The sequence below is a fragment of the Streptomyces sp. NBC_01214 genome, assembly GCF_026340975.1.
In the GTDB taxonomy this organism is placed as follows: domain Bacteria; phylum Actinomycetota; class Actinomycetes; order Streptomycetales; family Streptomycetaceae; genus Streptomyces.
Genome location: NZ_JAPEOS010000003.1, coordinates 1,391,586 through 1,417,856 on the forward strand (window position 1 = coordinate 1,391,586; position 26,271 = coordinate 1,417,856).

General features: G+C 73.8%; 25 protein-coding genes. 13 read left to right on the forward strand and 12 right to left on the reverse strand.

What is annotated here, in order from left to right; genetic code table 11:
- Window positions 1-8: 8 nt before the first annotated feature.
- Entirely contained in the window at window positions 9-608 is a 600-nt protein-coding gene (locus OG594_RS42670; protein WP_266607764.1) for a TetR/AcrR family transcriptional regulator, read from the reverse strand.
- Between the two features lie 84 nt (window positions 609-692).
- The gene (locus OG594_RS42675; RefSeq protein WP_266607765.1) at window positions 693-1,655 is read right to left on the reverse strand and encodes an NADP-dependent oxidoreductase; all 963 of its coding nucleotides are present in this window, start codon (window positions 1,653-1,655) and stop codon (window positions 693-695) included.
- A gap of 122 nt (window positions 1,656-1,777) precedes the next feature.
- On the opposite strand from OG594_RS42675, the gene OG594_RS42680 reads away from it, so the two are divergent.
- Window positions 1,778-2,806 carry a GlxA family transcriptional regulator gene (locus OG594_RS42680; protein ID WP_266607766.1) on the forward strand — a complete coding sequence of 343 codons (1,029 nt, stop codon included), beginning with the start codon at window positions 1,778-1,780 and terminating at the stop codon, window positions 2,804-2,806.
- A 32-nt stretch (window positions 2,807-2,838) separates the two neighbouring features.
- Complete coding sequence (locus OG594_RS42685) at window positions 2,839-3,081, forward strand: DUF6158 family protein (RefSeq protein WP_266607767.1); 243 nt, start codon at window positions 2,839-2,841, stop codon at window positions 3,079-3,081.
- 32 nt (window positions 3,082-3,113) lie between these two features.
- Here the strand turns inward: OG594_RS42685 and OG594_RS42690 are convergent, their stop codons facing one another.
- Genes OG594_RS42690 through rpmG form a run of 3 tightly spaced genes read right to left on the reverse strand, consistent with a single transcriptional unit; the run spans window position 3,114 to window position 4,696 of the window.
- Complete coding sequence (locus OG594_RS42690; RefSeq protein ID WP_266607768.1) at window positions 3,114-4,256, reverse strand: GTP-binding protein; 1,143 nt, start codon at window positions 4,254-4,256, stop codon at window positions 3,114-3,116.
- On the reverse strand, window positions 4,253-4,501 hold the full coding sequence (locus OG594_RS42695; protein WP_266607769.1) for a type B 50S ribosomal protein L31: 249 nt from the start codon (window positions 4,499-4,501) through the stop codon (window positions 4,253-4,255). The genes OG594_RS42690 and OG594_RS42695 overlap by 4 nt, the downstream gene beginning before the upstream one ends.
- Before the next feature lie 30 nt (window positions 4,502-4,531).
- Window positions 4,532-4,696, reverse strand: a complete 165-nt coding sequence (gene rpmG, locus OG594_RS42700) for a 50S ribosomal protein L33 (RefSeq protein ID WP_266607770.1) — start codon at window positions 4,694-4,696, stop codon at window positions 4,532-4,534.
- Between the two features lie 109 nt (window positions 4,697-4,805).
- Between rpmG and OG594_RS42705 the strand changes: the two genes are divergently transcribed.
- Both OG594_RS42705 and OG594_RS42710 read left to right on the forward strand, forming a co-directional pair.
- A complete protein-coding gene (locus tag OG594_RS42705) occupies window positions 4,806-5,387 on the forward strand; it encodes a TetR/AcrR family transcriptional regulator (RefSeq protein ID WP_266607771.1) in 582 nt (193 codons plus the stop codon).
- A gap of 23 nt (window positions 5,388-5,410) precedes the next feature.
- Entirely contained in the window at window positions 5,411-6,958 is a 1,548-nt protein-coding gene (locus OG594_RS42710; RefSeq protein WP_266607772.1) for an MFS transporter, read from the forward strand.
- Here the strand turns inward: OG594_RS42710 and OG594_RS42715 are convergent.
- Window positions 6,921-8,300: a helix-turn-helix transcriptional regulator gene (locus OG594_RS42715; RefSeq protein ID WP_266607773.1), complete on the reverse strand. Its 1,380-nt coding sequence runs from the start codon at window positions 8,298-8,300 to the stop codon at window positions 6,921-6,923. The genes OG594_RS42710 and OG594_RS42715 overlap by 38 nt on opposite strands.
- A gap of 138 nt (window positions 8,301-8,438) precedes the next feature.
- On the opposite strand from OG594_RS42715, the gene OG594_RS42720 reads away from it, so the two are divergent.
- Window positions 8,439-9,827, forward strand: a complete 1,389-nt coding sequence (locus OG594_RS42720) for a M64 family metallopeptidase (RefSeq protein WP_266607774.1) — start codon at window positions 8,439-8,441, stop codon at window positions 9,825-9,827.
- Between the two features lie 99 nt (window positions 9,828-9,926).
- Window positions 9,927-10,985, forward strand: a complete 1,059-nt coding sequence (locus OG594_RS42725; protein WP_266607775.1) for a vWA domain-containing protein — start codon at window positions 9,927-9,929, stop codon at window positions 10,983-10,985.
- A gap of 50 nt (window positions 10,986-11,035) precedes the next feature.
- On the opposite strand, the gene OG594_RS42730 is transcribed toward OG594_RS42725, so the two are convergent.
- From OG594_RS42730 to OG594_RS42740, 3 genes are all read right to left on the reverse strand, one after another.
- Window positions 11,036-11,377, reverse strand: a complete 342-nt coding sequence (locus tag OG594_RS42730; RefSeq protein ID WP_266607776.1) for a hypothetical protein — start codon at window positions 11,375-11,377, stop codon at window positions 11,036-11,038.
- A 163-nt stretch (window positions 11,378-11,540) separates the two neighbouring features.
- A complete protein-coding gene (locus OG594_RS42735; protein WP_030718106.1) occupies window positions 11,541-11,729 on the reverse strand; it encodes a DUF6381 family protein in 189 nt (62 codons plus the stop codon).
- A gap of 123 nt (window positions 11,730-11,852) precedes the next feature.
- Entirely contained in the window at window positions 11,853-12,599 is a 747-nt protein-coding gene (locus tag OG594_RS42740) for a VOC family protein (RefSeq protein WP_266608857.1), read from the reverse strand.
- A gap of 244 nt (window positions 12,600-12,843) precedes the next feature.
- On the opposite strand from OG594_RS42740, the gene OG594_RS42745 reads away from it, so the two are divergent.
- Window positions 12,844-13,821, forward strand: a complete 978-nt coding sequence (locus OG594_RS42745) for an isopenicillin N synthase family oxygenase (protein WP_266607777.1) — start codon at window positions 12,844-12,846, stop codon at window positions 13,819-13,821.
- 90 nt (window positions 13,822-13,911) lie between these two features.
- The gene (locus OG594_RS42750; protein WP_266607778.1) at window positions 13,912-15,090 is read left to right on the forward strand and encodes an alpha/beta hydrolase; all 1,179 of its coding nucleotides are present in this window, start codon (window positions 13,912-13,914) and stop codon (window positions 15,088-15,090) included.
- A gap of 49 nt (window positions 15,091-15,139) precedes the next feature.
- Here OG594_RS42750 and OG594_RS42755 read toward each other — a convergent pair whose 3' ends face one another.
- The gene (locus tag OG594_RS42755; protein ID WP_266607779.1) at window positions 15,140-16,420 is read right to left on the reverse strand and encodes a sulfite oxidase; all 1,281 of its coding nucleotides are present in this window, start codon (window positions 16,418-16,420) and stop codon (window positions 15,140-15,142) included.
- A 148-nt stretch (window positions 16,421-16,568) separates the two neighbouring features.
- Between OG594_RS42755 and OG594_RS42760 the strand changes: the two genes are divergently transcribed.
- From OG594_RS42760 to OG594_RS42770, 3 genes are all read left to right on the forward strand, one after another.
- Window positions 16,569-17,102 (forward strand): GNAT family N-acetyltransferase, encoded by a 534-nt coding sequence (locus tag OG594_RS42760; protein WP_266607780.1) that lies wholly within the window; start codon window positions 16,569-16,571, stop codon window positions 17,100-17,102.
- Window positions 17,103-17,305: 203 nt separating this feature from the next.
- Window positions 17,306-17,929 carry an ankyrin repeat domain-containing protein gene (locus tag OG594_RS42765; RefSeq protein WP_266607781.1) on the forward strand — a complete coding sequence of 208 codons (624 nt, stop codon included), beginning with the start codon at window positions 17,306-17,308 and terminating at the stop codon, window positions 17,927-17,929.
- Window positions 17,930-18,063: 134 nt separating this feature from the next.
- On the forward strand, window positions 18,064-19,092 hold the full coding sequence (locus tag OG594_RS42770; RefSeq protein WP_266608859.1) for a YncE family protein: 1,029 nt from the start codon (window positions 18,064-18,066) through the stop codon (window positions 19,090-19,092).
- 80 nt (window positions 19,093-19,172) lie between these two features.
- On the opposite strand, the gene OG594_RS42775 is transcribed toward OG594_RS42770, so the two are convergent.
- Together OG594_RS42775 and OG594_RS42780 are read right to left on the reverse strand one after the other, a co-directional pair.
- Window positions 19,173-19,442, reverse strand: coding sequence for a hypothetical protein (locus tag OG594_RS42775; RefSeq protein WP_266607782.1), 270 nt, complete (start codon window positions 19,440-19,442; stop codon window positions 19,173-19,175).
- Entirely contained in the window at window positions 19,439-20,197 is a 759-nt protein-coding gene (locus OG594_RS42780; protein WP_266607783.1) for an HNH endonuclease family protein, read from the reverse strand. Before OG594_RS42780 ends, OG594_RS42775 begins: the two co-directional genes overlap by 4 nt.
- 202 nt (window positions 20,198-20,399) lie before the next feature.
- Between OG594_RS42780 and OG594_RS42785 the strand changes: the two genes are divergently transcribed.
- Both OG594_RS42785 and OG594_RS42790 read left to right on the forward strand, forming a co-directional pair.
- Window positions 20,400-21,266, forward strand: a complete 867-nt coding sequence (locus tag OG594_RS42785; RefSeq protein WP_266607784.1) for a DUF4132 domain-containing protein — start codon at window positions 20,400-20,402, stop codon at window positions 21,264-21,266.
- Between the two features lie 23 nt (window positions 21,267-21,289).
- Window positions 21,290-26,191 (forward strand): DNA-binding protein, encoded by a 4,902-nt coding sequence (locus tag OG594_RS42790; protein WP_266608861.1) that lies wholly within the window; start codon window positions 21,290-21,292, stop codon window positions 26,189-26,191.
- The last annotated feature ends 80 nt before the right edge of the window (window positions 26,192-26,271 follow it).

Genomic DNA, 26,271 nt, shown 5'->3' on the forward strand with positions numbered 1-26,271 from the left:
CCGCTGCCTCATCGGGGCTCCGGACCGAGGTGCGCGTCGACAGCGGCTCCGACGAGCCGTTCGACGCCGTCGACCGGCGCGCCGCCGAGGACCAGCGGCAGGCTGCCCCAGCGCCACAACTGCGCGATGCCGTGCAGGTTGGCCCACAACGCGGCAGCGGTGACGGAGGGTTCGGCCGCCCCGCACCGACGGACGAGCGTCACGAGGAGATCGAACATCGGGAGCGTCGACTCCCGCAGCCGCGGCCCCTCGGAGGGACCCCGGCCCGTACTGTCCAGCAGGTCGTGCCGGAACATCAGCGCGAACATCCCCGCGTGCTCCAGCGCATAGCCGACGTACGCGCACCCGATCGTCCGCACCCGTTCCCGCGGGGACAGCTCCGGCGCACCGGCCGAGGCCGCGATGCGCACCCCGAGATCCTCGAACCCGCGCCGGGCGATCGCCGACAGCAGGGACTGGTGGGTGGGGAAGTACCGGCGCGGCGCCCCGTGCGAGACACCCGCCCGGCGGGCGATCTCCCGTAGCCCGAGAGCGCCGGCGCCCTCGCTCATGACGAGTTCCACACCGACGTCGATCAGCCGCTCCCGGAGCGGTCCCTCTTGGTCCATGGACACTGTCTACCAGGGCGAGTAGACAGTGTCTACTCGTTCCTGACGTGCTGTGGACCTGTGGGGGGAGGTGGCGACGGAGCGTCAGGTCAGAGACAGGACGATCTTTCCCCGGGTGCGCCCGCCCTCGCCGAGCGCGTGCGCCCTGGACACCTCCTCCAGGGGGACCACCGCGCCGACCTCGACCCGCAGGCGGCCGCTGTCGACCAGGGAGGCGACCGCGCGCAGCGCGGCCTGGTCGGGTTCGACGAGCATGAACACCGCGCGCACCCCGGCCGCGCGGGCCCGTTCGGCGGGGAAGGTCTCGTCCGGCGGGACGATCGAGACGAGCGTCCCGCCCGGCCGCAGGGTGCTCAGCGAGCGGGACCAGTAGGCGGGCCCGACGGCGTCGAGGACGACGTCGACGCCGCTCAGGGCCTTCGCGAAGTCCTGGCGGGTGTGGTCGATGAGTTCGTCGGCGCCCAGTGCGCGCAGGAAGTCGTGCCCGGCCCCACGGGCGGTGCCGATCACGTACGCGCCCCGGGACTTGGCGATCTGCACGGCGAGGTGGCCGACCCCACCCGCTGCCGCGTGGACGAGGACGCGCGTGCCCGGCCCGATGTCCGCCGTGTCGACCAGGGCCTGCCAGGCGGTGAGGGCCGCCAGTGGAAGGGCCGCCGCGTGGACGTGGTCGAGCCGTTCGGGGCGGTGGGCGAAATGGCGGGCCGGGGCCGTGACGTAGTCGGCGTAGGCGCCGGCCGGGTGCGGGAAGCGCGGCATGCCGAACACGGCGTCGCCGGGCCGGAAGACGGTGACGCCACGGCCGACCGCCTCGACGACGCCGGACACGTCGAAGCCCAGGGTGAACGGGGTCGTGGCGCCCGTGGAGAACGCGCCGCGCGACCGGATCTTCCAGTCCGCCGGGTTGACGCCCGCGGCGTGCACCCGGACCAGGATCTCGGTCGGGCCGGGACTCGGCCGCTCGGTCTCGATGAGCCGCAGCACCTCCGGTCCGCCGGGGCGGTCCTGGGTGACGGCTCGCATCATCGGACGGGCTTCGTGGGTCATGGTGATCGCTCTCAGGGGATATCGGTGAGTTCGCACCCCTTCGCCGGGGTACGTTCCCAGGCTGCCGTGAGCGGGAGGGGCCGGATAGTGGCCCGATGGTCAACACCTGAAAGGATCGGGTCATGCACCGAATCGGAGTCCTCGCCCTGGACGGTGTGATGCCGTTCGAACTGGGCATCGCTGCCCGCGTCTTCGGCGTGGCACGCGACCCGGAGGGCAACGCCCTCTATTCCGTGACCACGTGCAGCTTGGACGGTCACCCGGTACGGACCGACGCCGACTACCGACTCGCCGTCAGCCACGACGCGTCCGTCTTGGCCGGCGTCGACACGGTGGTCATCCCGCCCTCCCGCGACCTCGGACCGATCCGGACCGAAGGCCGCCTCCCGGACGCCCTGCGCACCGCCCTCGCCGCCGTCCGCCCCGGCACGCGCATGGTGGCGATCTGCACCGGCACCTACGTCCTGGCCGCGGCGGGTCTCCTCGACGGCCGTCCGGCCACCACCCACTGGCGCGAGGCCGACCGGCTCCGACGGACGTTCACCCGGGTCCGCGTCGACCCCGACGTGCTGTTCGTCGACGACGGCGACGTCCTGACCTCGGCCGGGGTCGCCGCCGGCATCGACCTGTGCCTGCACATCGTCCGCCGCGACCACGGCAGCGCGATCGCCAACGAGGTCGCGCGCGCCTGTGTCGTACCGCCGTGGCGCGACGGCGGGCAGGCGCAGTACATCCGCCGACCCGTTCCCGCGCCCACCGCCGGCGGTACCGCGCCCACCCGCGCCTGGGTACTGGAGCGGCTCGGCGACCCCCTGACCCTCGCCGACATGGCCGCGCACGCGAAGGTCAGCGTCCGGACCTTCACCCGCCGCTTCCGGGACGAGGTCGGAGCGAGCCCGGGGCGATGGCTCGTGCAGCAACGGATCGAGCGGGCCCGGTACCTGCTGGAGACCACGGACTGGCCGGTCGACACGGTGGCCGCCCGCGCGGGCCTGGGCACCGGAGCCTCGCTGCGCCAGCACCTGCGCACCACCATCGGCGTCCCTCCCCACGCGTACCGCCGCACCTTCCGCGCGACGCGCCCGGCCCCGGAGGCCCGCTCCCGTGGTGCGGGGCATGATGGAGTGGCCGGGGAGGTAGGCCCAGTCTGATCCCGCGGCCCGGTGGAGGAGGTGCACGTGCCATGACGGAGCACGACGGCGGTCCGTCGGCGCAGAAACTGGAGGAGGGCCGGCTGCTCAAGGAGCTGGAGGCCATCCACCGCACGCGCCACGAGACCCTGTTGCACGGGTCCGACGACGCCCTGGTCACCCACACGAAGCGGATGAACGAGCTGGAGCACGAGTACGTGCGCCGCCACCCGCAGCGGGCCCAGACCGCGGGCCGCACCCGCTCGGGAGCCCGCGCCCGCAGCGCCGGGGACTAGGCCCTCTCGTCCGGGCCCGGCGTTTCGGACGGTCAGGAGACGGGGTCGAGGAGGGCGCCGAAGGCGGTCGGCAGGCGCTTCCACGCCTCCCGCCCGGCGGCGAACTCGGCTTCGGTCAGCAGGCACGAGTCGAGGAGCTCCACCAGCCCGTCGCGGTCGAGGCCGGGCGAGGTGAAGACGAGGTGCTGGCAGCGGTCGCCGTGCTCGGGGTGCCAGCCGAGCGCGGCGGCCGCCCTGCGCACGGCCGGCACCATCTCCCACGCGGCGTCCGGCAGCGAGGCCAGCCACGGGCCGCTGTTGTCCACGCGGAGCGCGCCGCCCGCGGCGTCCCAGGCCAGCAGGGTGTCGGGGCGGTCGGCGAGCCAGAAGCGGCCGCGGCTGCGGGCGGCCGCGCCCACGAGGTCCTCCAGGGCCTCGTAGAGCCGCTCCGGGTGGAAGGGGCGGTGGCGGTGCCACACGAGCGTGGCGACCCCGGCCTCGTCCGCCTCCTGCGGCAACAGCGCGCAGGCGGGATGCTGGGCGGCGGCCGCCGCCGCGACGTCGAATCCCGCGAAGGCCGCGCGCGCCAGTTCGCCGGACCCGGTCTCCACCCGTCGCGCGGTCGGGTGCAGCTGGGCCAGCAGGGCGCGGTCCTCGTCGCCCGCGTCCGCGCCGTCGACGAGCGCGAGGACGGGGGCGTACTCCAGCTGCCGGGCCCAGGTGTCCCCGACGGTCCGCCGGTCCGTGGGGGCCGCGGCGAGCCCGGCTTCGGTCAGGTCGTCCCCGTTGGCGAGGTACGGCAGGACGAGGGCGGGGTCGACGGCGGTGATGACATTGGCGAGCTCCAGGGCTTCGCCGCCGTGCGCGGCCACGACCTCGGCCATGGCGCGCGGTTCGACGGAGTCCCACAGTTCGACGACGGCGAGGCGGGTCAGTCCGTCCGCGGCGAGGCGCCACAGCTCCGGGAGCAGGTCCTCGCGCAGCGCGCAACACGCGCAGCCGTTCACGAGCGGGGCCTCGCCCCGGGACAGCTCGCCCGAGGAGTCCCGCACCAGGCGCCGTACGGTCCCCCCGGCCGCCGTGGCCAGGTCGTGGTGGAGGGCGACGCTGCCCGGTACGGAGGCCAGCAGCTCCCGCACCGCGCTGCGGCGGGCGTCGCCGTGGAGCCCGCCGACGATGACGACGGGCAAGGTCACGGCTTGCTCCCGTAGCGGCGCTGGAAGCGCTCGACGCGGCCGGCGGTGTCCAGGACGCGGGCGGTGCCGGTGTAGAAGGGGTGGCTCTGCGAGGAGATCTCGACGTCGATGACGGGATAGGTGTGGCCGTCCTCCCACTCGACCGTTTTGTCACTGGTGGCGGTCGACCGGGTGAGGAAGGCGAAGTCAGCGGCCTTGTCGCGGAAGACGACGGGGCCGTAGGAGGGGTGGATTCCAGGCTTCACGGTGCGCTCCTTCGGTAGGGGTGGGGCGGGTCAGCGCTCTTCGCGGTAGTCGACGTGCCGGCGGACGACCGGGTCGAACTTGCGCAGCACCATGCGGTCGGGGTCGTTGCGCCGGTTCTTCCGGGTGACGTAGGTGTGGCCGGTGCCCGCGGTGGAGCGGAGCTTGACGATCGGGCGTACTTCGTTGCGTGCCATGAAGGCAGTATACCGAAATGAATGCCATTTTCAATAAGGGCGCGTGAGAGGGTGGTCTTTGCCTCGGATGAGACAATCTTGTATCGTTCGAGGCGAAGGAGGCTCACTCATGGTGAACGAAGAAGAACTGCTGGACGGTGCCGCCCGCGTCCTCGCCGGCGATCACAGCGCTTCGATGGTGCAGATCGCCGCCGGCATCGGCACCAGCCGCGCCACGTTGAGCCGCCGCTACGCGACCCGCGAGGCCCTGCTCAAGGCCGTCGCCGTCCGCGCGATCGAGGTCGTCGACGGGTGCCTGGCCCCGCTCGACCTGACCCCGAGCGCCGACGCGGCCGCCTTCGACGCCGCCATCGAGGAACTGGTCATCGCCCTGATGCCCGCCGCCCACCTCTACGGCTTCACCTCGCGCGACGCCACCGTGCTCGCGGACCCGGAGTTCCGGGCCGGCGTGGACCGGCAGGACCAGCGGGCCGTGGCCTTCATCGCCCTCGGCCAGCGGCTGGGCCGGCTGCGCGCGGACCTGCCGCCGTACTGGATCTGGTACTCGCTCTGGGGCCTGCTCGACGCGGCCGCCGAGGGCGTGCGCGACGGCCACTTCGCCCCGCGCCAGATCGGCCACCTGGTGCTGACCTCCTTCCTCAGCGGGACGCGGCCGCTCGCGCAGCCCCCCGCCGGCGCTCCCGCGCCCTGAAACCCCGCACCGCCGTGCGCGCCGTGCGCACCTCTGAACGGAACCTCATGTACACCCCCGCGCTGGACCCCCGTCGGTGGATCGTCCTGGCGATCCTCTCCGGCAGCCTCCTGCTCATCTCCATGGACACCACGATCCTCAACGTGGCCTTCCCCTCGCTCGTCGGAGACCTCCAGCCGGGCGCCGTACAGCAGCTGTGGATCATCGACGTCTACGCGCTCGCCCTGTCCGGACTGCTGGTCACCGCCGGGGCGCTCGGTGACCGTTGGGGGCGCAAGCGGCTGCTCATGGCGGGCTTCGGCATCTTCTCGCTCGCCTCGCTCATCGCCGTGCTCTCCACCGAGGCCTGGCACGTGATAGCGGCCCGCGCCCTGCTCGGCATCGGCGGCGCGGCCATCATGCCCGCCACCGTGTCCATCCTGCGCACCGTCTTCACCGACGCCAAGGAGCGCGCCTTCGCGCTCGCCGTCTGGGCGGCCGTCTTCGGCGGCGGCATGGCCTTCGGGCCGGTCGTCGGCGGACTCCTGGTCGAGGACTACGGCTGGCACTCCGCCTTCCTCCTCAACCTCCCCGTCGCCGCCGTCATCGTCGCGGCCGGCCTGCGCTACCTGCCCGAATCGCGCTCCCCGCGCAGCAGCGGCAAATGGGACTGGTGGGGCGTCGGCCAGTCCGTCGTCGGCATGCTCGCCCTCGCGGGCGGAATCAAGCAGCTCGGCAAGAGCGGAATCGCCGACCCGCTGCCCTGGACCCTGCTCCTGGTCGCAGCCGCCCTGCTGACCGTCTTCGTGCGCCGCCAGCTGCGCCTGGACAACCCGCTGCTCCAGGTGCGGCTGTTCGCCAAGCCCGCCTTCAGCGTCGCGGCCACCGCGATCTTCCTGCCCATGGTGGGCATGGGCGCGATCCTGTTCCTCGTCACCCAGTGGTTCCAGTACGGCGAGGGCTACACCCCGCTGGAGGCCGGAGTCCGGCTGCTGCCGGCCCCGCTCGCGCTGATCGCCGCCTCGATGGTGGCCCCCTCGCTGATGCACCGCTTCGCCATCCGCCACGTGCTCGGCGCCGGGCTGGTCGTCCTGGCCGTGGGCATGGCACTGCCCTGGACCTTCCAGCAGTTCACCGACCTCGGCTACCCGGCCTTCGCCGGCGCCCTGACCGTGATGGGCCTGGGTGCCGGCCTCGCCACCACCGTGGCCTCGGTGACCCTGGTCTCCGCCGCGCCCGCCGCCGAGGTCTCCAGCGCCGCCGCCATCGAGGAGACCTGCTACGAACTCGGTTCGGCCATGGGCGTCGCCGTCCTCGGCTCCACTGCTGCGGCCCTCTACCGGGGCAACCTGCCCGCCCTGGAGCTGGACGGCCCGAGCGCCGCCGCCGTACAGGGCTCCGTCGGCGAGGCCGCGCACACCGCCGAACGCATCGGCGGCGCCGTCGGCCAGGCCCTGCTCGACACCGCCTCGCACGCCTACACCCTGGCGATCACTCCGGCCTTCCTGCTGGCCGCCGTACTCGCGGTCACCGCGGCGGCCACGACCTGGACGCTCATTCCGCGGGACCTGCAACCCACCGAGAACCACTGACCCGGGCGGGCCGCACCGCGGGCGCGGCGGGCGCCGGGCCCAGGGTGGTGGTGCCGGGCGCCGCCCGGTGCCCCAGGCCCGTGCGGTACGCGTCCATGGCCGCCTCGACCCGGCCCGTACGTCGCAGCAGATCCCCCAGCAGCCGGCACAGGTCCGCGAGATCGCCCGACGCCCCACTGCGCTCCAGCAGCGCCAACGCCTGTACGTAGTGCTCCTCGGCCGCCTCCGGCTCGCCGCGCTCCTCGGCCATCAGGCCGAGGAGCCGGTGCGCGCCGCCCGCGTGCACGGCGCCGTGGCTGTCCCCCAGCTCCAGCAGCGCCGAGAGCAGCCCGGCGGCCTCCTCGTACCGGCCGAGCTGGCGCAGTACGTCGGCCAGCTCGACCTCCACCTGCGCCGTGTAGAGCCCGGCGCGACGGGCCGACAGCATGTCCCGGGCGATGCGCAACTCCCGCTCAGCAGAGGCGAGTTCACCGTTCTGGGCCTGGACGTAGCCGCGCATCCAGTGGCAGTGCGCCAGATCGGTCCGCAGCCGCAACTGCCCGTAGATCTCCTGGGCCTTCGCCAGTGAGGCGTCGGCGTCGGCCACCCGCCCTCCGGCGAGGAAGGTCCGGGCCACCTGCCGGTGCATGCCCGCCACCAGCGCCGGATCGCTGACCTGTGGAGCCAGCGCGAGGGCGAGCTCGGCGGCCCGGGCGGCCCGGGCGTGGGCGCCCATGTCGAGGTACGGCCCGATGATCGCGGCGTTGAGCAGCACCAGCGCCTCGGGATCGGCCAGCCCGCTCGCACCCAGCTCGTCGATGGTGGATTCGAGCAGGTAGCAGGCGTAGCGCAGCTCGCCGGCGAGCAAGTGCGCGACGGCCCGGCCGCGGATCGGCCGGGCCCGTCGGGGCAGCGGCTCGTCCGCGAGGAGGCGCTCGGCCGCCTCGAAGTGACCGATCGCGTCCGGCAGTTCGCCGGACTCCAGCGCGCAGTCACCGAGCCCGAGCCGGGCCTCCGCCTGTTCGGGGACCAGCCCGAGCTCCTCGGCCTCGGCGAAGAGCCGCCGGTAGCGCGCGGCGGCCTCGTCGGCCGCGCCCGTGGCGAGCGTCTGCTGGGCGTCGGTGAGGGCGAGCCGCAGCTCGGTGGCCAAGTGGGCGGGGCGGCCGGTGGCGAGCTCCTCGTACGAGGTGCCCAGGCGGGCGGCGAGGAAGCGCAGTGCGGTCTCGGAGGGGCGGACCTTGCCCGACTCCAGCGTGGAGATGTAGGCCGAGGTGTAGGAGGGCTCGGCCAACTGTCTTTGGGTCAGGCCGAGTTTACCGCGCATGCGCTGTACCCTGCGGCCGATCCGGGCCGGTTCGTCCATGAATTCCCCCTGGTCGCTCGAACTCCCCAGTATTCAGCGGGAGCAGGCATTGCGCACGTCCCGTGCGCCACCTAGTTTAAGCAACCGATTCAACGTGCTTAACAAACCATTTAACTTCCGTTCCCGGGGGAGCACTTCATGGATCCAGTCAGAGGTTCGGGCCGGCGTCCGGACCGTCGTCCCGCCGTGCGCTCGGCGTGGCGCGCGGCCGTCGCGACGATCTGCGCGACCGCCGCGCTGGTGGCCGCCGGACCGGCCGGCCCCGCCGGCGCGGCCACCGCCCCGGCGGGGCCGCGCGTCGAGGTCGAGATACCCGGGCCGGAGCACGGCGGTGACGCCGGCTCGGGCCACGCCCGGGTCCTGGCCGCCGGCAGCCCCGCCAAGGCCCAGGGCCGACTGTCCCCGGCCGAGCGGTCGGCCGACGGCCAGGTGACCAAGATGATCGACAACGGCCCCACCGCCGACCGCCTCGACGTCGTGGTCATCGGCGACGGGTACACCGCGGCCGAACTGGCCCGGTTCCACACCGACGCCGAGCAGAAATGGGCCGAGGTGACCGCCGTCGAGCCCTACACCACGTACCGGAACCTCTTCAACGTCTGGACGGTCGACGCCGTCTCGCACGACTCCGGAGTCTCCGGCGACCCCGACCCGGCCACCGTCCGCGACACCGCCCTCGGCTCGTACTTCTGGTGCGAGAACATCGAGCGACTGCTCTGCGTCGACCAGCCCAAGGTGGACGCGTACGTGGCGAAGGCGCCCGCCGCCGACCTCGTCATCGTGCTGGCCAACAGCGCCAAGTACGGCGGAGCGGGTTACAACGAGCCCAGCGCCACCCTCGGGTACGAGGGGATATCGACGGCCTCCGCGGGACATCCGAAGTCCGGCCAGGTCGCCATCCACGAGACCGGCCACTCCCTCGGCAAGCTCGCCGACGAGTACTTCTACCCGGGCGTCCCGGACTACGAGAAGTACACCGGTCCCGAGCCCGGCGAATCCAACAGCTCGACCCTGCCGGCCGACCGCATGGCCGCGCAGCGGGCCAAGTGGTACCGCTGGCTCGGCGAGGAATCTCCCGACGGCGGCACGGTCGGCGCGTACGAGGGCGGCAACTACTTCGTCACCGGGCTGTACCGGCCCACCGACAACTCCCTCATGCGGGTCCTGGGCAAGCCCTTCAACCTGCCCGGCGTCGAGTCGATGATCGCCGGCTTCTACCAGCACGCTCGGATCGTCACCCCGCTCACCCCGACCGACCGCACCCTGCGGCTGCGCCACACGGCGAAGGCCTCCGTACCGAAGCTGGCCGGCGCGGACGGCCGACAGCTCGTGGTCCGCTGGTACCTCGACGGCCGGGAGCTGAAGCGCTTCCACGGCCGCACCGAGGTGTCGGTGGCGGAGCTGTGGCTCTTCGACTTCCGCACGCACCGCCTGACGGTCACGGCCGAGGACCGCACCGCATCGGTGCGCGACCCGAAGGTGGTGCGCACCCTGCGCTCCTCCGTCGACTGGAACGTCCGGCTCTGATCCCTCTCCCGCGGGGTGATCGTCCGTCAAGCTCCGTTGTCAGAGGCTCCTCCTAGTGTGGAGACATCACTCGGGGAGCCTCTGAGAAGGAGCACAGACATGTCCGCCAACAAGATCCAGCACAAGGTGAACCACGTCGCGCTGGTAGTGGACTGTTCGGGTTCCATGCGCCCGCACCAGGGTCAACTGATCCGCGTCGTCGACGAGTTCGTGGCCGGCCTGAAGGCCGAGTCGGACAGTCTCGGTCACGAGACCCGGATCAGCCTCTACTCCTTCGACCACAAGGTGGAGAACCTGGTCTGGGACATGGACGTGAAGCACCTGCCGTCCATGCGGGGGCTCTACAAGGTGAACAACGGTGCGACCGCCCTCATCGAAGCCTCGCTGAAGTCACTGGACGACCTGGGCCACATCTGGGAGGAGTACGGCGAGCACAGCTTCCTCCAGATCGTGGTGACGGACGGCGAGGAGAACGCCTCCGGCGGCGACCGCCGGCACGACGGCGACATGACCATCCTCGGCCCCTGGCTGGACAGGATCGCGGCGAAGATGGGTGCGCTCCCGGGCCACTGGACGTCCGCGATCCTCGTTCCGAACTCCCTGGCGAAGCGGACCGCCCAGAACTACGGTTTCCCGGCCGGAAACATCGCCATATGGGATGCGGATTCCCAGGAGGGCGTGGAGGAGGCGATCGGCACCGTCCGCGCCGCCGCCACCAGCTTCCTCCGCGGCCGCGAGAAGGGGGTGCGGGGCACGAAGAACCTGTTCGCGGTCGGCCAGGACCTCTCGGTGGACGACGTGCGGGCCAACCTCGAACCGGTCCCGGCCGACAAGTACCGGCTCCTGAAGGTCGACGAGGAGGTCGCGATCCGCACCTTCGTCGACTCGCACCCGGGCGTGACGTACGAACGCGGGTCGTGCTACTACCAGCTGGGCACCCGGGTCCAGGTTCAGCCCGACAAGGAAGTCATCGTGGTCGAGAAGGACACCGACCGCGCGTACACGGGCGACGCGGCGCGCAGTCTCCTGTTCGGCACGGGCATCCAGGGGACCGTCTCCGTGAAGGCGGGGCGCAATCCCAAGCTGGAGGTGTACGTGCAGAGCCGTTCGGTCAACCGGAAGCTCAAGGCCAAGACGCGGCTGCTCATCATGCTCTGAACGAGCCCGCCGTCACCCGGCCGGGCCGGCGAGGGCCGCGAACCCAGGGGTCAGAGCGGCAGTTGCTCGACCACGCTCGTACCGCTGCCCTCCTGGGACTCCCAGGTCCACGTCTCCTCCAGGCGCAGGCGCCCGTCGGGAAGCTCCGTCAGGAGCGAGGTGCAGTGCCCGGACGCGGTCGTGCCGTCGAGGCGGAGCTGGACGTACCGGAAGTCGATGGTGCGGCCGGCCCGGGTACCGACGAGGTAGCCCATGGCCACGTCGCCGCCCCGGTATTCGGCCCAGACCCGGTCGTCCTGCTCGTGGTACTCGAACCGGGTCCGCCGGCCGACCTGGCCGGGGGACTGGTCGGCCACGGGGGCGAAGACGAGGCCGTCGAGCGAGCGCGCCACGGGTGACTCCTGGAGGAAGGCGATCCGGGGCAGCAGCTTAAATCCATGATCCCTACGGTCCAAGCCCGCGACGGGCCCCCGAGACGGGCACCGGCCGGTGGCCGCGGCGACGGGGGTCGCGGCGGACACCGGCCGGTGGGGGTGCGTGGGGGAGGCGCACGGGCTACATGGGGTCCATGCCCCGGTCGTCCATACGGCCCTCCTGCTCGCTCTGCTCCTGGAGGCGACGGGCCTTCTCCTTCAGCCGACGGCGCTCCTCCGGGTCGGTGGACCGCTCGGCCGCGTCGTTCAGCTCCTTGGCCTTGGCGCGCATCTGCTGGGACCGGCCGCGGGACTCACCTGAAACGCTCATGATCGCTCCTTGGATCTGTGGGGGAGAGCGGGCGGATTCAGCGAACCAGTCCTGCCGTGCGCCCGCATCTCGAAGCGCCACCGAGTGTGAGTCGCGCCCCCCGCCGACGGCCGACGGGGACGGTCAGTCCGTGTCCGACCCGAGGGTGGTGGTGAGGGTGAACAGGGCCCCGTCAGGGTCGCGGAGCGTCACCCACCGCTCCGTCGCGTTCGAGGTGATGTCCGAGACGGCCCGTCCGCCCAGCGAGACGGCGGCCTCCATCGCCGGACGGAGCTTCGGCACCCGGAAGTGGACGTGCCAGCGCGGCCGGGTGTGCGGGGAGTAGGAGGCGATCTCCACCGGGCCGCTGTTCAGGCGGGCGACGGGTTCGCCGTCCTGCCGCAGCACGACCTGGTCCTCCTCGTACGAGACCTCGCAGCAGCCGGCGCGGCCGGTGGCCCACTCCAGCACCGCGCCGTAGAAGATCGCCGCGTCGAAGGCGTTCCTGGTGCGCAGTTCCAGCCAGGCGGGTGACGGACCCCTGCCCACCCGCCAGTCCGCCTCCACGTTGCCCTCCCAGATCCCGAAGACGGCGCCGTCCGGGTCGGCGACGAGCGCGGCGCGGCCGCCGGACTCGAAGGAGACCGGGCCGACCGCGATCGTTCCCGTCCGCTCCCGGATCCGGTCCACCGCCACATCGGCGTCGTCGACGGCGAAGTAGGGGGTCCAGGCCGCCGCGACCCCCAGGTCCGCGGCCAGCGCCCCGATGCCCGCGACCGGCACCCGGCCCTGGAAGGCCACCGAGAACGCCTCGCCGAGGCGGGTCGGGCGGAACCTCCAGCCCACGACCGCACCGTAGAAATGCTGGGCCGTGCCGAGGTCGCGCGTCATCAGGCTCACCCAGCACGGGGCCCCGAAGACTTCCTTCGTCGAAATCTCCACCGTTCGCTCCGTCCCTGGTGAGCCACCGCTTCCCCTCCCATTCTGGTGCTTATGGTGACGATCTTCGCGATCCACGACGGCAAATGCACACAGAAGGTGTCCGAGAATCACGCTCCGTGGCGATCCCCTCCGGTGGTGCGCGGCGATAGCCTCGGTTCCGGACGCGCCCGCAGCCCCGGAAGGCAGGTCTCCCATGGCCGCATCCCAGATTCCCGTGATCGACCTCGGGCCGTGGCGGTCCGGCGGGCCCGCGGCCCGCGCCCGTACGGCCGCCCGCGTCGACGAGGCCCTGCGCGAAGCCGGCTTCCTGCTGGTGGCCGGGCACGGCGTGGACCCGGCGCTCCCGGCGCGGATCCGGGAGGCGGCGGGCCGCTTCTTCCGGCTGCCCGCGAGCGCGAAGGCCCCGTACGCCGTACCGGTCGGCGGCCGCGGCTGGCTCGGCCCGGGGGCGGAGGCCAACAGCTACGCGGAGGGGGCGGCCTCGCCGCCCGACCTCAAGGAGTCCTGGTCCTTCGCGGCCGAGGACCCCACGGGGATCCCCTCCGTGGACGCCGAATGGTTCGCGCCCAACGTGTGGCCGGCCGAAGTGCCGGAGCTGCGGCCGCTGGTGACGGAGTACCTGCGGCTGATGCGGTCCCTCTCCGACGAACTGTTGGAACTCCTCGCCGTCGCCCTGGGCCTCGCCGAGGACCACTTCACCCGCCACACCTCACACCCCACCTGGGGGTTCAACCTCAACTGGTACCCGGGCACCGAAACCGTCGGCCCGCCCCTGCCCGGCCAGTTCCGCATCGGGGCCCACACGGACTTCGGCACCGTCACCGTCCTCGACCGGCAGCTGGGCGCGGGCGGGCTCCAGATCCACACCGAGGCCGACGGCTGGCAGGACGCGCCCTACGACCCCGCGGCGCTCACCGTCAACATCGGCGACCTGATGGCCCGCTGGACCGGCGACCGCTGGTGCGCGGGCCGCCACCGCGTACTGCCCCCGCCCGCCCACACCCCGGCCGAAGAGCTGATCTCCCTCGTCTACTTCTACGAGTGCGACCCGCACACCCGGGTGGAGTCGCTGCCCGCCCCGGTCGGCCGGATCGTGCACGAACCCGTCGACTCGCACACCTACCTGCGGGGCCAGCTCGACGCCATCAGCGTGGCTACGCCTCAGGAGTGACCCGGCGCCCCCGCCTCCCTCCGGGGGCTGACGGAGGATCCGACTCAGAGGCTGACGATCCACCAGAAGCGCCCGCATAGCGTGAAGTTCATGACGAACCGCAGAACCGCCGCCGCCCTGGCCCTGGCCGCGATCCTCCTGCCCCTCCCGCTCGCCACCGCCGGCACCTCGGTCGCCGCCGACACCTTCGTGGCCGCCGGGCCGGTGGGGACCGACGGCCGCCGCACGACCGTGGAACTCCCGCGCCCCACCGGCCGGTTCGCCGTCGGCCGGGAGGACCTGCACCTCGTGGACCGCAGCCGCACCGACCCCTGGGCCGGATCCGGGCCGCGCGAGCTGATGGTCACCATGCGCTACCCGGCGCGCCACGACAGCGGCCGGGCCACCCGCTACCTCACCCCCGAGGAGGCCCGGCTGCTGCTGGTCGACCGCGGGCTCGACCAGGCGATCCCCGTCGAGACCCTGACCGGCACACGGACCCACGGCCGGACGGGCGCCCGTCCCGTCGCAGGCCGGTACCCGCTGATCGTCCTCTCCCCGGGCTTCAGCGTCCACCGGGCCACCCTCACCGCGCTCGCCGAGGACCTCGCCTCCCGCGGGTACGTCGTCGCCTCCGTGGACCACGCGTACGAGAGCGTGGGGACCGCCTTCCCCGGCGGGCGCGTGCTCACGTGCCTGGCCTGCGAGAAGGTCCAGGACGAGGCCGGCTACCGGACCGTCAGCGACACCCGCGCCCGCGACGTGTCCTTCCTCATGGACCGCCTCACCGGACGCAACCCCGTCTGGCGCCACGCCGGCCTCATCGACAAGAGCCGCATCGCGATGGCCGGCCACTCCATCGGCGGCGCCTCGACCGCCGCCGCGATGGCCGCCGACGGCCGGATCCGGGCCGGCATCAACATGGACGGCGGCTTCTCCACGCCGGTCCCCGCGGCCGGACTCGGCGGCCGCCCCTTCATGCTGCTCGGCGCGCAGCAGCGCAGCCCCGGCGGCAACGCGAGCTGGGACCGCGACTGGCCGCTGCTCGACGGCTGGAAGCGCTGGATCACCTTCGCCGGCTCCGCCCACTTCACCTTCACCGACTTCCCGGCGATCGGCGAACAGCTGGGCCTGCCCGACGAGGAGGCCCCGCTGCCCGGCGGCCGCTCCGTCGAACTGACCCGGCGCTACGTCGCCGCCTTCTTCGACCAGCACCTGGGAGGCCGCCCGCAGCCCGTGCTCGACGGCCCGTCGCCGGACGCACCGGAGGTCGCCTTCCACACCCCCTGACGGGGGCGCGGGCCCCCGATTCCGGGGGCGGGAAGCGGGGGGCCAGGCATCAGACCACCGTCACCGGGTGGCGGACCACCGCGTCGAAGAGGTAGCCCTGCGTGTTGTGGACCGACCGATCGGGCTGCGTCCGTCCGGTCGCGTCGGTCGCCCGCGCCAGCAGCGAGGTGGCACCCGTGGCCCGCGGGGTCCACGGCACCGACCAGCGCACCCAGCCGCCCCGGCGCGGGGTGTCGTGCAGCCGGGCCCGCCGCCAGTGGACGCCGCCGTCCGTACTGACGTCGATCCGGGTGACCGGGGCCGCGCCCGACCAGGAACGCCCGGTCAGCAGCCGCGGCCGGTGCACGGGGACGGAGGCCCCCAGCTCCAGCTCGAAGGCGCTCTTGAGGGTCTGCCGGGCCAGCGGGGCACTGCCCTGCGCCGGGTGCTCGGGCCCGAACAGCCGGTACAGGTCGGTGTTCCAGGGCGAGTACAGGGGCTCCCCGCTCACTTCGATGTCCCCGACCCACTTGATCGACGAGATCCCGACCCAGTCCGGGACCACGAGGCGGACCGGCCCGCCGTGGTCGGGCGGCAGCGGCTGCCCGTTCATCTCGTAGGCCAGCAGTACGTCGTCCAGCGCCTTCGAGACCGGCAGCGGGCGCCGCACCCGGCCCAGGTTCACCCCGTTCGCCACCACCTCGTCGTCCAGCCCGCGCGGCAGGACGTCCACGGCCCTCGGGGTCACGCCCGCAAGGCGCAGTACGTCCGACAGCCGCGCGCCGCGCCAGCGCGCGACGCCGATCGCCCCCAGGGTCCACGCGGTGCCGGTGACGGCCTGGCCCTGCTGCGTGGCGTAGAAGCTGCGGCCGTTGCCCGCGCACTCGATGAACAGCGTCCGTTCCACCGGCCGCAGCGCGCGCAGCCGCTCGTACGACAACTCCAGCGGGCCGCCCGCCAGCCCGTCGCCCCACACCTTCAGCCCCCACGCGGCGACATCGATCCGCGGGGTGGAGGTGTGATTGCGCACGAAGAACCGGTCGATCGGGGTGAGCGGGCCCGTGCCGCGCAGCGCCGCGAAGTTCGTCTCCGCGTTCGTACCGCGCAGGGTGAACAGCTCGGGCGGCAGCGGCTTGACGGTGCGCGGCACCGGGTCGGCGACGGGCCCGCCCGGCGCGGCCGAGGCCGCGCCGCCGCCCGCGGCCGCACCCAGCGGTCCGGCGGCGGCCCCCACCGCGAACAGCTTCAGCAGATCACGGCGGTCCAGCCCGGCGGAGCGGGCGCGGCCGCGCGCCCACTGCCGCAGGCGCGTGCGGTCGTACCGGCTCTCGTCGGACAGATCGAGGGGCATGGCAGGAGCACTCCTTGGTCGCGGTTCCCACGGACCGTAGGGCCCGGGACGGGCCGCGGGAACCTTCCCACGCCGATGTCCACGAACCCGCAACACTGCCGCAACCGCCGATTACCGCTGGTCGGCGGAGATTCGGCAGGATGTGGGCATGACCGAGATCCTTACCCCCCGACTCCTCCTCCGCCGCTGGAGCGAAGACGACCTCGTCCCCCTTTCGGAGATCAACGCCGACCCGGAGGTGATGCGCTGGATCGGCGAGGGCGAGACCCTCGACCTGGACGAGACGGCCGAGGAGATCGAGCGCTGGGAGGAGGAGTGGGACGAAGAGGGGTTCGGGCTCTTCGCCGTCGAGCTCCTCGGCTCCGGCGAGCTCATCGGTGCCGTCGGCCTCTCGGTCCTCGAGAACCTGCCGGACGCCCGCGCCGACGTCCAGATCAGCTGGCGGCTCGGCCGCCAGTACTGGGGCCAGGGCTATGCCTCCGAGGCCGCGCACGCCACCTTGGAGTTCGCGCTCCAGGACCGCGGCCTGGACCGGGTCGTCGCGATCAACCGGATGAGCAACACCGATTCCGAGAACGTGATCCGCAAGCTGGGCATGGTGATGGAACGGGACACCGTCGACCCCCGCTACGGGACCTCGGTGCGCGTCCACGGCATCGACCTCACCGAGTACGAGGCCTGATCCGCGTCCCTGATGCGCGTCCTTGATCCGCGCCCCTGATCCGCGCGGCCGCATCAACCGATCGGCCGACCCCGCGGTCCTCCGGACCTCCCGCCCGATCCGTCCACCGGTCGGACCCGCCGGGGCTCCGGCGCGGCGAGCATGGACCCGGGGGAGCGGGAGGACGTACCCGGCCCTCCCGCCCCGGAGCCGAGAGGGACACCATGAACGCGCACGACCGACTCCTCCTCGACGGGGCCCGCCGCGGCGACGCGGCGGCGGTGGGCGCGGCGCTCGCCGCGGGCGCCGCCGTGGAGGCCCGCGACGAGGAGCTGCGCACGCCGCTGCTGCTCGCCGCGCTCGGCGACCACGTGGCCGTGGCCGAACTGCTGGTCGCCGCCGGAGCCGACCCGAACGCCCCGGACTCCCGGGAGGACAGCCCCTGGCTGGTCACCGGCGTCACCGGCAGCGTGCGGATGATGCGCCTGCTGCTGTCCGTCGGACCGGACCTGAAGCAGCCCAACCGCTTCGGCGGGATCGCCCTCATCCCGGCCGCCGAGCGCGGGCACACCGCGTACGTGCGCGCCGTGCTCGACGCGACGGACATCGACGTCGACCACGTCAACCGGCTCGGTTGGACCGCCCTGCTGGAGGCGGTGATCCTCGGCGACGGCGGTCCGCGCCACGAGGAGGTCGTCGCGGTTCTCCTCGCGGCGGGCGCCGATCCGCTGCTGCCCGACCACGAGGGGGTGACCGCGTACGAGCACGCCGCCCGCCGGGGCTTCGACGGCATGGCGCGGGTCCTGAAGGCGGCGGCCGACGCGGCGGAAGCCGGGCGGAGCCGGTGAACCCCCACGCGCCGGGCGACCGCACCCGTACCCGTACCCGTACCCGCACCCGCGCCGATACCCGCGGGTGCGGCGCGCTCGCGGTGCTCGCCGCGGCCTTGCTGCTCGGCGCCTGCTCCCCGAACGCGGTGCCCGTGCCGCAGGGCCCGGCGCCCTCCGCCGCCTCCCCGCTGCCCGCCACCGCCCCCACCCCGCAGGGGTTGCTGCTGACCGCCGACTTCGGGGCCGACACCGTGACCTTCGTCGACCCGGAGCGCGGCGCGGTCGCTTCGGTCACCGTGGGCAGGGCCCCCTACGGTCTGGCCGTGGGCACGGACGGCCGGGCGTGGGTCGCCACCGCCGAGGGCGTGGCCGTCGTCGACACGCGCACCCGCGTACGGCTGGCCCTGATCCCGCACCGCACCGCCACCGGCCCGGTCACCGACGGCGAGTACCGCGGCGGCGGCATGGGCATCGCGCTCTCGCCCGACGGCGCGCACGCCTACGTCGGGGTCAACGTCCCCGGCACCACCGGGGTCCTGGAGGTCCTCGACACGGCGAGGAGCGAGGTCACCGCCGCCGTACCGGTGGGCCGGCGCCCCTTCGACGTGGACGTGTCACCGGACGGCGCCGAGGTCTACGTGACCGGCCACGACTCCTTCGACGTCACCGTCGTCGCGGCCGGCTCGTTGAGCCCCCGCCGGATCGAGGTCGCCCCCTACGGCACCGGGGGAGGGCTCGGCTCCTGGCTCAAGCCGCACTACGCCGTCGTACGCCCCTCCGACGGGCAACTGCTGCTCCCCTTCGAGGGCGAGCGGCTCGCCGTGGTCGACCCGCGGACCGGGCGGACCCGGATCGAACCGATGACCGCCGACACCCACCAGCACGGCGCCGCCGGCACGGCCGACGGCCGGCTCCTGGTGGTCGGCACGGGCGCCGTGCGGCCGGGCGACGGCCGGGGTCCCTCGCTGACGGTCCGTTCCCCGGACGGCGCCGAGCGGGTGTACCCGTTGCAGGGCCCGCACGAGGACGTGGCCGTATCCCGCGACGGCCGGACCGCCTACGTCACGGGCGGCTACACCCGGGACGGGTACTGGAACGGCATCACGGTCGTCGACCTCGACACCGGAGCCACCCGCCGACTCGCGGCGGGCGCCCGGCCCCTGGGCATCACCGTCCTCTGAGCCGTCCTCCGAGCCGTCCCCCCGAGTCGTCCTCCGAGCCGTCCCCGAGCCGTCCCCGGCCCGTCCTCCGAGCCGGCGACTCAGCCCGGCGCCTCGGCCCCGCCGCCCGCGCGGATCGCCGCCAGGGCGGCGGCGTGCAGGGCGGCCGGGTCGCCCCGGTGGGCGCGGGGGCTCCCGGTGAGCGTGTACCACTCGTCGGCGTCCACGTACTGGACGTCGAACCGGAGCAGGCCCTCGGACGCCTCGGTGCTGCGCAGCGTGAGGGGGCCGGTGATCACGCCGACCTCGTCGGTCATGGCGCCGCCCGGCCCGGCGAGCACCTGGTCCTGCCAGCGGTGCGGACGCGTCATGAGGCGCAGGTGTCCAGCATCGTGGTGAGCATCTTCTTCTCCGGTTCGGTGACGGTCAGTCCGTACGCGGACTTCACGGTGGTCCAGGCCCGCCCGTACTGGCACCAGCTGGCCTGGTCCGGCGGCTGCCACAGGTCGGGGCTCTGGTCGCCCTTGGAACGGTTCGAGGCCGCGGTCACGGCCAGCAGCTGAGGACGGGTCAGGTCGTTGGCGAAGGCCTTGCGCCGCGCGGAGTCCCAGCCGGCCGCGCCGGAGCGCCAGCCCTCGGCGAGCGGCACCACGTGGTCGATGTCCATCTTCCCGGCGTCCGTGACGACCACCCCGTCGTAGAGGCTCTTCCAGTTGCCGGACACGGCCTTGCACTCGGCGTCCTGGGCGACCCCGGTGCCGTCGCGCTCCAGGACCACCTCACGGGTGTCGCACTTGTTGCCCTGCTGCGCCCAGTGCGTGAACTTGTCCCGGCTGTAGCCGGCCATCGTGCCCACCGGCGCCACCTCGAGCGCCGCCAACTGGGTCCGTGCCACGGCGGCGGTGGCCATACCGGGCAGTACGTCCCCACCGGCCTGTTTGGCGTCGTCGCCGGGTGAGTTCGGCGCCTTCGGGGACTTCGGCGCCGCGGTGGACGACGAGCCCGCGGGCGGCGCGGACGCCTCGGGGTTCCCGCCGTCCGGCGCGATCGGACCGGAGCACCCGGTGGCGGCGGCCAGCAGCAGCGCCACCAGCACCGCACCCGGCACGCGTATCTGACGTCCCATAACCCCACCCCGAGCCGGTACCGCTCCGCACGCTGTCCCGGAAACACTACCCAGAACCGGACAATCAACCTACGGAGGGCCCTCCGGCGGGCGTTGTCAGTGGCTCTCGCTAGTCTCCCGACATACCGCAGCTCAGGGGGGTCGGCTCCCCCCTGTCAGGGCTGCGCGGAACCGGACGGGACAGGCGGAGGGGCACGGTCTGATGGCATGGCTGGCGGCGGGCGAGGGGTACGAGATCGCCCTGGTGGAGGGACGGGTGGCGGCGAGGTCCGCCACCGGGCGGACGGCAGGAAGGCAGTTGAAGACGCTGCCCAAGGCCCTGAAGGACCATCCCGAGGTGGACCGGCTGCGCAGGCTGGCCGAATGGCTCGACCGGCACGAGGCGGCCTGCGCCGCGCAGGTGGACAGCTGGATGGTCTCCTCGCTGCCCGTGCCGACCGAACTGCTCGCCCGGGTCTGGCCGGACGAGGCCTGGCAGAGCGCCCTGCGCGATGTCGCCGTCGTCGGCGACGACCCCGACGAGGTGGGCTTCCTGCGGGACGCCACCGCCTCCGGTGAGCTGAAGGTGGTCAACCTCGACGGCGAGACCGTCCGGCTCTCCCCCCGTACGGTGACCCTGCCGCACCCCGTGCTGCTGCCCGACCTCGACGACGTACGGGACTTCGCGGCCGAGCTGGGCATCGTGCAGCGGGTCGAGCAGATCCACCGGGCCACCTGGCTCAAGCCCGGCGAGGTCGCCGCCACCGCCACCGAGGTCCGCGACTACGCGGGCGGGGCCTTCCCCACCCGCTTCAGCCTCGCCGCCCGGGCCACGGGCCTCGGCTACCGGGTCTCCGGCGGCTACGCCACCTGCAAGGTCCGGGACTCCGGGATCGGCACCGAGGCCGCCGTGTGGATCGGCGAACCCTATTACGAGGACGAGACCACCACCGGCGCACTGAGCTGGCACGACGAGGACGGCCGGGCGGTACGCCTGACGGAGGTCGGACCGGTGGCCTGGTCCGAAGGCATGCGGATGGCCGCGGCGCTGTACGCCGGGCGCAAGATCGAGGAGGGCGGGGACGCGTGAGCACCCACCAGGAAGACACCGACATGAACAAGGCCGAACTGCTGCTCAAGGCCGGAGCCGTACTGCCGCGGGACACCACCGGCGCCGGTCCCGACGTCGTGGAACTGACCGCGCGCTCCTACCGCCACCCCGGCCTCGGCGACGACCGCGTCGTGGTCCGGCTCGCTCCCGGCGAACTGGGCGCTGCCGAGGACCTCGCCGCCGGCTTCCTCGGACTCGTACGGGAGGAGGGCGAGCCGCCCGTCGTCGGGCTGAGCAAGCGCCAGGCGCTCGGCTTCCCCGAATGGGTCCTGGTGCACCACCCCGACGACGGCCACCACGCCCTCGCCGTCGTTCCCGAGCTGGACCGGATCGCCCGCCAGGCCAAGACCAAGCCCAAGGCCGCCCTCGACGCCTGCCTGGAACTGGCCGGCCGCCTCGCCGCGGCCGTCCCGCACTTCCTGCCCCTCTTCCACGAGCAGGCCGCGCGGCTCTTCCTCGCCGTCGAGAACACCACCTACGCCGCCCAGCTGTTCGGGCGGGCCCGGGACGCCGAGGCCCAGTACGGGCTGGCCATCGACGAGGACCGCCTCGACGCCGTCTTCCTCGAATTCGCACTCGTCGGCGCCCTGCCGGTGAAGGTGCTCACCGGCTACGGCAAGGCCCTCGCCGGCCGCGTCACCCCCGCCGAGGCCCACGAGCGCTTCCGCCGCCTGTGCGTGCGCCGCACCGCAGGCGGGCTGCCGCCCTCCGCCCAGGCCGCCACCGAACTGCGCCGGCTCGCCCGCGCCGCGGGCCTGACCGGCACCGAACCCGAGCAGGACTACCTCGCCCAACTGCTGCCCCTGCCCGCCACCCTGCGCGCCGCGCTCGGCTGGTGGAAGGCACACCGCGGCGCCCTCGTGGCCCTCGCCCGCCGCATCCCCGCCGTCCGCGGCACGCTCCTCGGGCTGACCCCGCCCAGCGGAGACGGCGGCGAGTTCACCGCCCTGTGGCTGGAGATCCTGGAGGAGTCCGGCGCCACCGCCGGCCTCGCCGACGGGGACCTGCCCACCGAGCAGCGCTGCGCCGACGGCACGGCCGGCTGGCTGGAGCGCTTCCACACCGCCCGCCACTCCGGCTGGGGCAGCCGCCCCACGCTCCCGCTCCTCCTCGACCTCGTCGAACGATGCGCCGGGCAGCTGCGCACCGAACTCGCCCGGCCCGAACGGGAAGCGGGCCTGCGGATCGGCGTCGAGGACGCCGACCTCCTCGACCTGCTGCTCGCCCTGGACGTCCCGGTCGCCGACCCCGAGGCCGAGAGCGAGCACCGCCGGCACCGGCACGACCACCTGAACCTGACCGAGTGGGCCGACTGCGACCAGCGCCGCGACCTGCTCGCCCTCGCCGCCGACCAGCGCTTCCACCCCGCCTTCCGGCGCGCGCTGTACGCCTTCGGCGCCGGCCACGCCGATGTCGTCCGGTGCGTCGCCGCCTCGCCCGGCGGCCGCCCGCTGCTGGCCGCATGGATGCGCGACGTCGCCCTCGCCTCCACCGCCGCCGGCCTGCCCGGGGTCCCCGAAGCCATCGCGCGGCTGGGATGGCTGCCCACCGAAGCCCTGGAACTCGCCCCCGAGGAGGTGGCCGCCGCCGCGGCCGCGGACCTCGCCGAAACCCTCGCCCGCACCCTGCGCGGCGGCCTCTTCGAGGAACTGGCCTGGCCCTCCTGGGAGGAGGCCCTCGCCGAACTGAGCCCCGGCCAGGACCGGCAGGACCTGACCGTGACGGAGGCCTGGCCCTACCTGATCGTCGCCAACCAGACCCAGGTCCGGGTCATCGACGCCGACTCCACCGTCCTCACCCACGACCTGCGCGTGCCGACCGGTACCTCGTACAACCACGGCTTCCACTACGTCGACGGTGAACTGCTCGTCTTCTGGTCCTCCTGGAGCAGCAACGGCACGCAGGGCTACTGGCACCACTCGCCCGGCACCGTCCTCACCCTGGACACCGACCGCAGCCACTGGTCGCTGCGCAGCGACCACCTCTCCCTGCCGCTCCCCGGCGGCGGGCGCACCACCGGCGGCGGAGTCCTGCACCGCGGCGACACGAAGCTGCCGGACGAGCGGCCCCTGCTGTCCGACGGCACCTCGTACTGGGTGTGGCACCGGCGCGACGAGGAGAACGACACCGGCTGGCGCGAGTACGACCCCGTCGGCGGGACCTACGGGCGCTCCTCCCTGCCCGCGTTCTTCGCCGACGCGCTGCGCGCCGACCCGGACAGCGGCCGCCGCGGCGGGTCCTCCAACCGGCTGCGGCCGACTCCCACCGTGGCCGGCTCGGTCCTCGGCGAGCCCACCGACGGCCTGCTCGGCTGGCGCACCGTATGGATCCGCGACCACGGCTGGGAGGGCACCGACACCGGCGGCCGCACCGTCGCCGTGCCCGAGGGCCGCGAGGTGCCCGTCGCCGCCCTCGCCTTCCCCGGCGACGACCGGCCCCGCGCACTGTCCCAGCACTGGCAGGAGCTGAGCATCACCGACCCGGACGGGGTGGTCACCGCCCGCTCGCGCGACGGCCACCGCCGGCGCTCCGCCTTCGGCACGGGCAGCGTGGACCTTCCGCCGCTGTCGCACTGGTACGCCCTGCGCCCCCGCGACACCGAGGGCTCGGCCGTCCTGCGCGCCGCCGACCGGGAGACCGTGGCCGCCCTGCTCAAGACGGCCGCCGCGGCCGACAAGGCCGCCGACCTGCCCGAGCTGGTGAGCGCGGCCCTGCCGAAGGTCACCGCCCCCGCGCTCATCGGCGGCATCGTCGAGGTCCTCCGCTTCACACTCACCCAGCAGAAGGCCCTGGACGCGATCGCCGCCCGGCTCCACCCGGACGACACCCCCGTCGAGGAGCGCGAGCAGGGCCCCGGCGACCGGCTGATCGCCGACGGACTCAGCGGTCTCATCGGCTCCGGCTACTACCGCTGGGGCGGCGAGAGCGACGCCGCCCACTACACGCTGAGCGAACTCGGCGCCGCCCGCGCACGGACCGATGCCGCCCCGGTGCCCGGCCTGCTGCACTTCGACACGCCCGCACTGCCGTACTGGTCCTTCACGTGGACCCCGCTGCTGGACCAGCCCGCGGCCGTCGCCTACCGCGCCGTCACCGTCGCACCCACCGACGAGCAGCGGGAGGGGCTGCTCACCCTGCTCGGCACGGTCGACGCCCTCGGCCTGGCCTCGGCCGAGGGCTCCGCGGACCGCTGGCGCCGGGTCCTGCTCCGCCTCGACCGGCAGCACCTGCTCACCCCGGACGGCGAGCGCAACGTCCACCACCGCAGCGTGCTGCCGCTGGGCGGCGGAGCCGTCCTCGCGCTGACCGAGCACAGCGAATCCGTGCCCGAAGGCCACGAGTTCGGTGCGCTCCTGTACGACCCCACGGGCCGGTTCACCGTCCCCGGCCCCTACACCGTCCGCGGCGACGCCCCGCTCGGCGACCGCGAACGCGGCGCCGACTGGCTGACCGCGTTCCTCGCCGCGGCCGCCGAACACGGGCCCGTGCCCTTCCGCCCCGAAGCCGCGGAGGAGTTCGCCGGCCTCACCGGGGTCTCCGGCGCCCTCGCCCGCCTGGTGGTCGCCGGACTCCCGGGCGTCGACAGCTACGAACGCAACTTCCTGACCCCCGAACTGCGCACCACCCTCGGTGTCAAGGCCACCGATGCCGCGTACGCCCGCGACGAGCTCAAGAACCTCGACATCGAGCTGCGGCGTGCCGTCGTCGGGGCCCTGCTCCCCGCCGATCCGGCTCGGCTGTGGAGCGAGGGACCCGACGTCGCCGCCGCCGCGGAGCTCTGGAACCGGCGCGTGGGCCGTCGTACCCCCGTGCCCGACTGGCTGGCCACGGAAGCGGCGCGCGCCGTGGGCGGCAGCTGGCCCGCGCACCGCGCACTGGCCGCGCTGCTCGACCCGGCCGCCTCGCGCGAGCTCTCCGTCGACGTCGCCTGGACGGTCAAGGGCGACCACGTGGAGCCCGCCGAGCCGGCCACCGACCCCTTCACCGGGTCCGTCCTGACCGGAACCCTGGCCATGGCGTCCTGGCTGGCCCACCGGCTGCCCGCGGGCGACTCCGTACGAGCGGCCCTGCCGCCCGTACTGACCGCCGTACGGCAGCGGCTCGCCGCGCCCGAACTGCTCCTGGAGATCGGGCACTACACCAGCCTTCCCGACTTCCGGAAGGCGGCCGGCACGCCGACCGAGACCGGCGAGGGCTACGAGCGGTACGGCGCCGTCGTCATGGCCACCCACGACGACCAGCCCAAGCCCGCCCTGCGCCCGGCCCTGCTCGACTCCACCGGCTCCGACCCGTACCTGCCGGCGCTGCGCGGCGAGGACCAGCGGCCCTCCGCCGCCGAGACGGCGCTGCGCACCGCCCACGACCCGCGCTTCGCCGCGCTGCTCGCCGATCCGGGCGCTCCGGCGGCCGGTGCGACGGACGCGGAGGGCACCTGGTGGCCGCAGGACCCGAGCCGCTCCGTCCCCGAACTGGTGGAGGAGGCGAGCGCCCGGCACGGCCTGGGCGCCGACGCGGCCACCCTCTACCTCATGCTGCTCGCCATGCCCGACCCCACCGACCGCAACACGGCGCGGTGGACCGGCTGGAAGCCGGCCCGCCTCAAGGCCGCCCGCGCCGAACTGTCCGCCACCGATCTGGTGGTGACGGCCGGCCGCAGCCGGGCCGGGCGCTCGCTGTTCCTGCCCGGCGGCTGGGCCGACATGCCCTCTCCGACGCTGCCGGTGGAGCAGTGGAAGCTCCCGATGTACGGCCTGGGCGCCGGTGGCCGGCCCCCGCTGGGCGTGCTCGTCCCGGCCGAACCGGCCGCGGAGCTCTACCGCCGGGCCTGGCAGCGGGTCCTGGAGGGCGACCTGCCGCGCTTCGAGGAGCTGAAGGTGAAGCGCACCCGCGCCCGCCGCCGCTGAACCGGCCGTCCCGGGCCGACGCGGGTCGCCCGGGCCTCCCGGGACTCCCGTACGGCGCGGCGCACCTGCCCGCAGGTGCG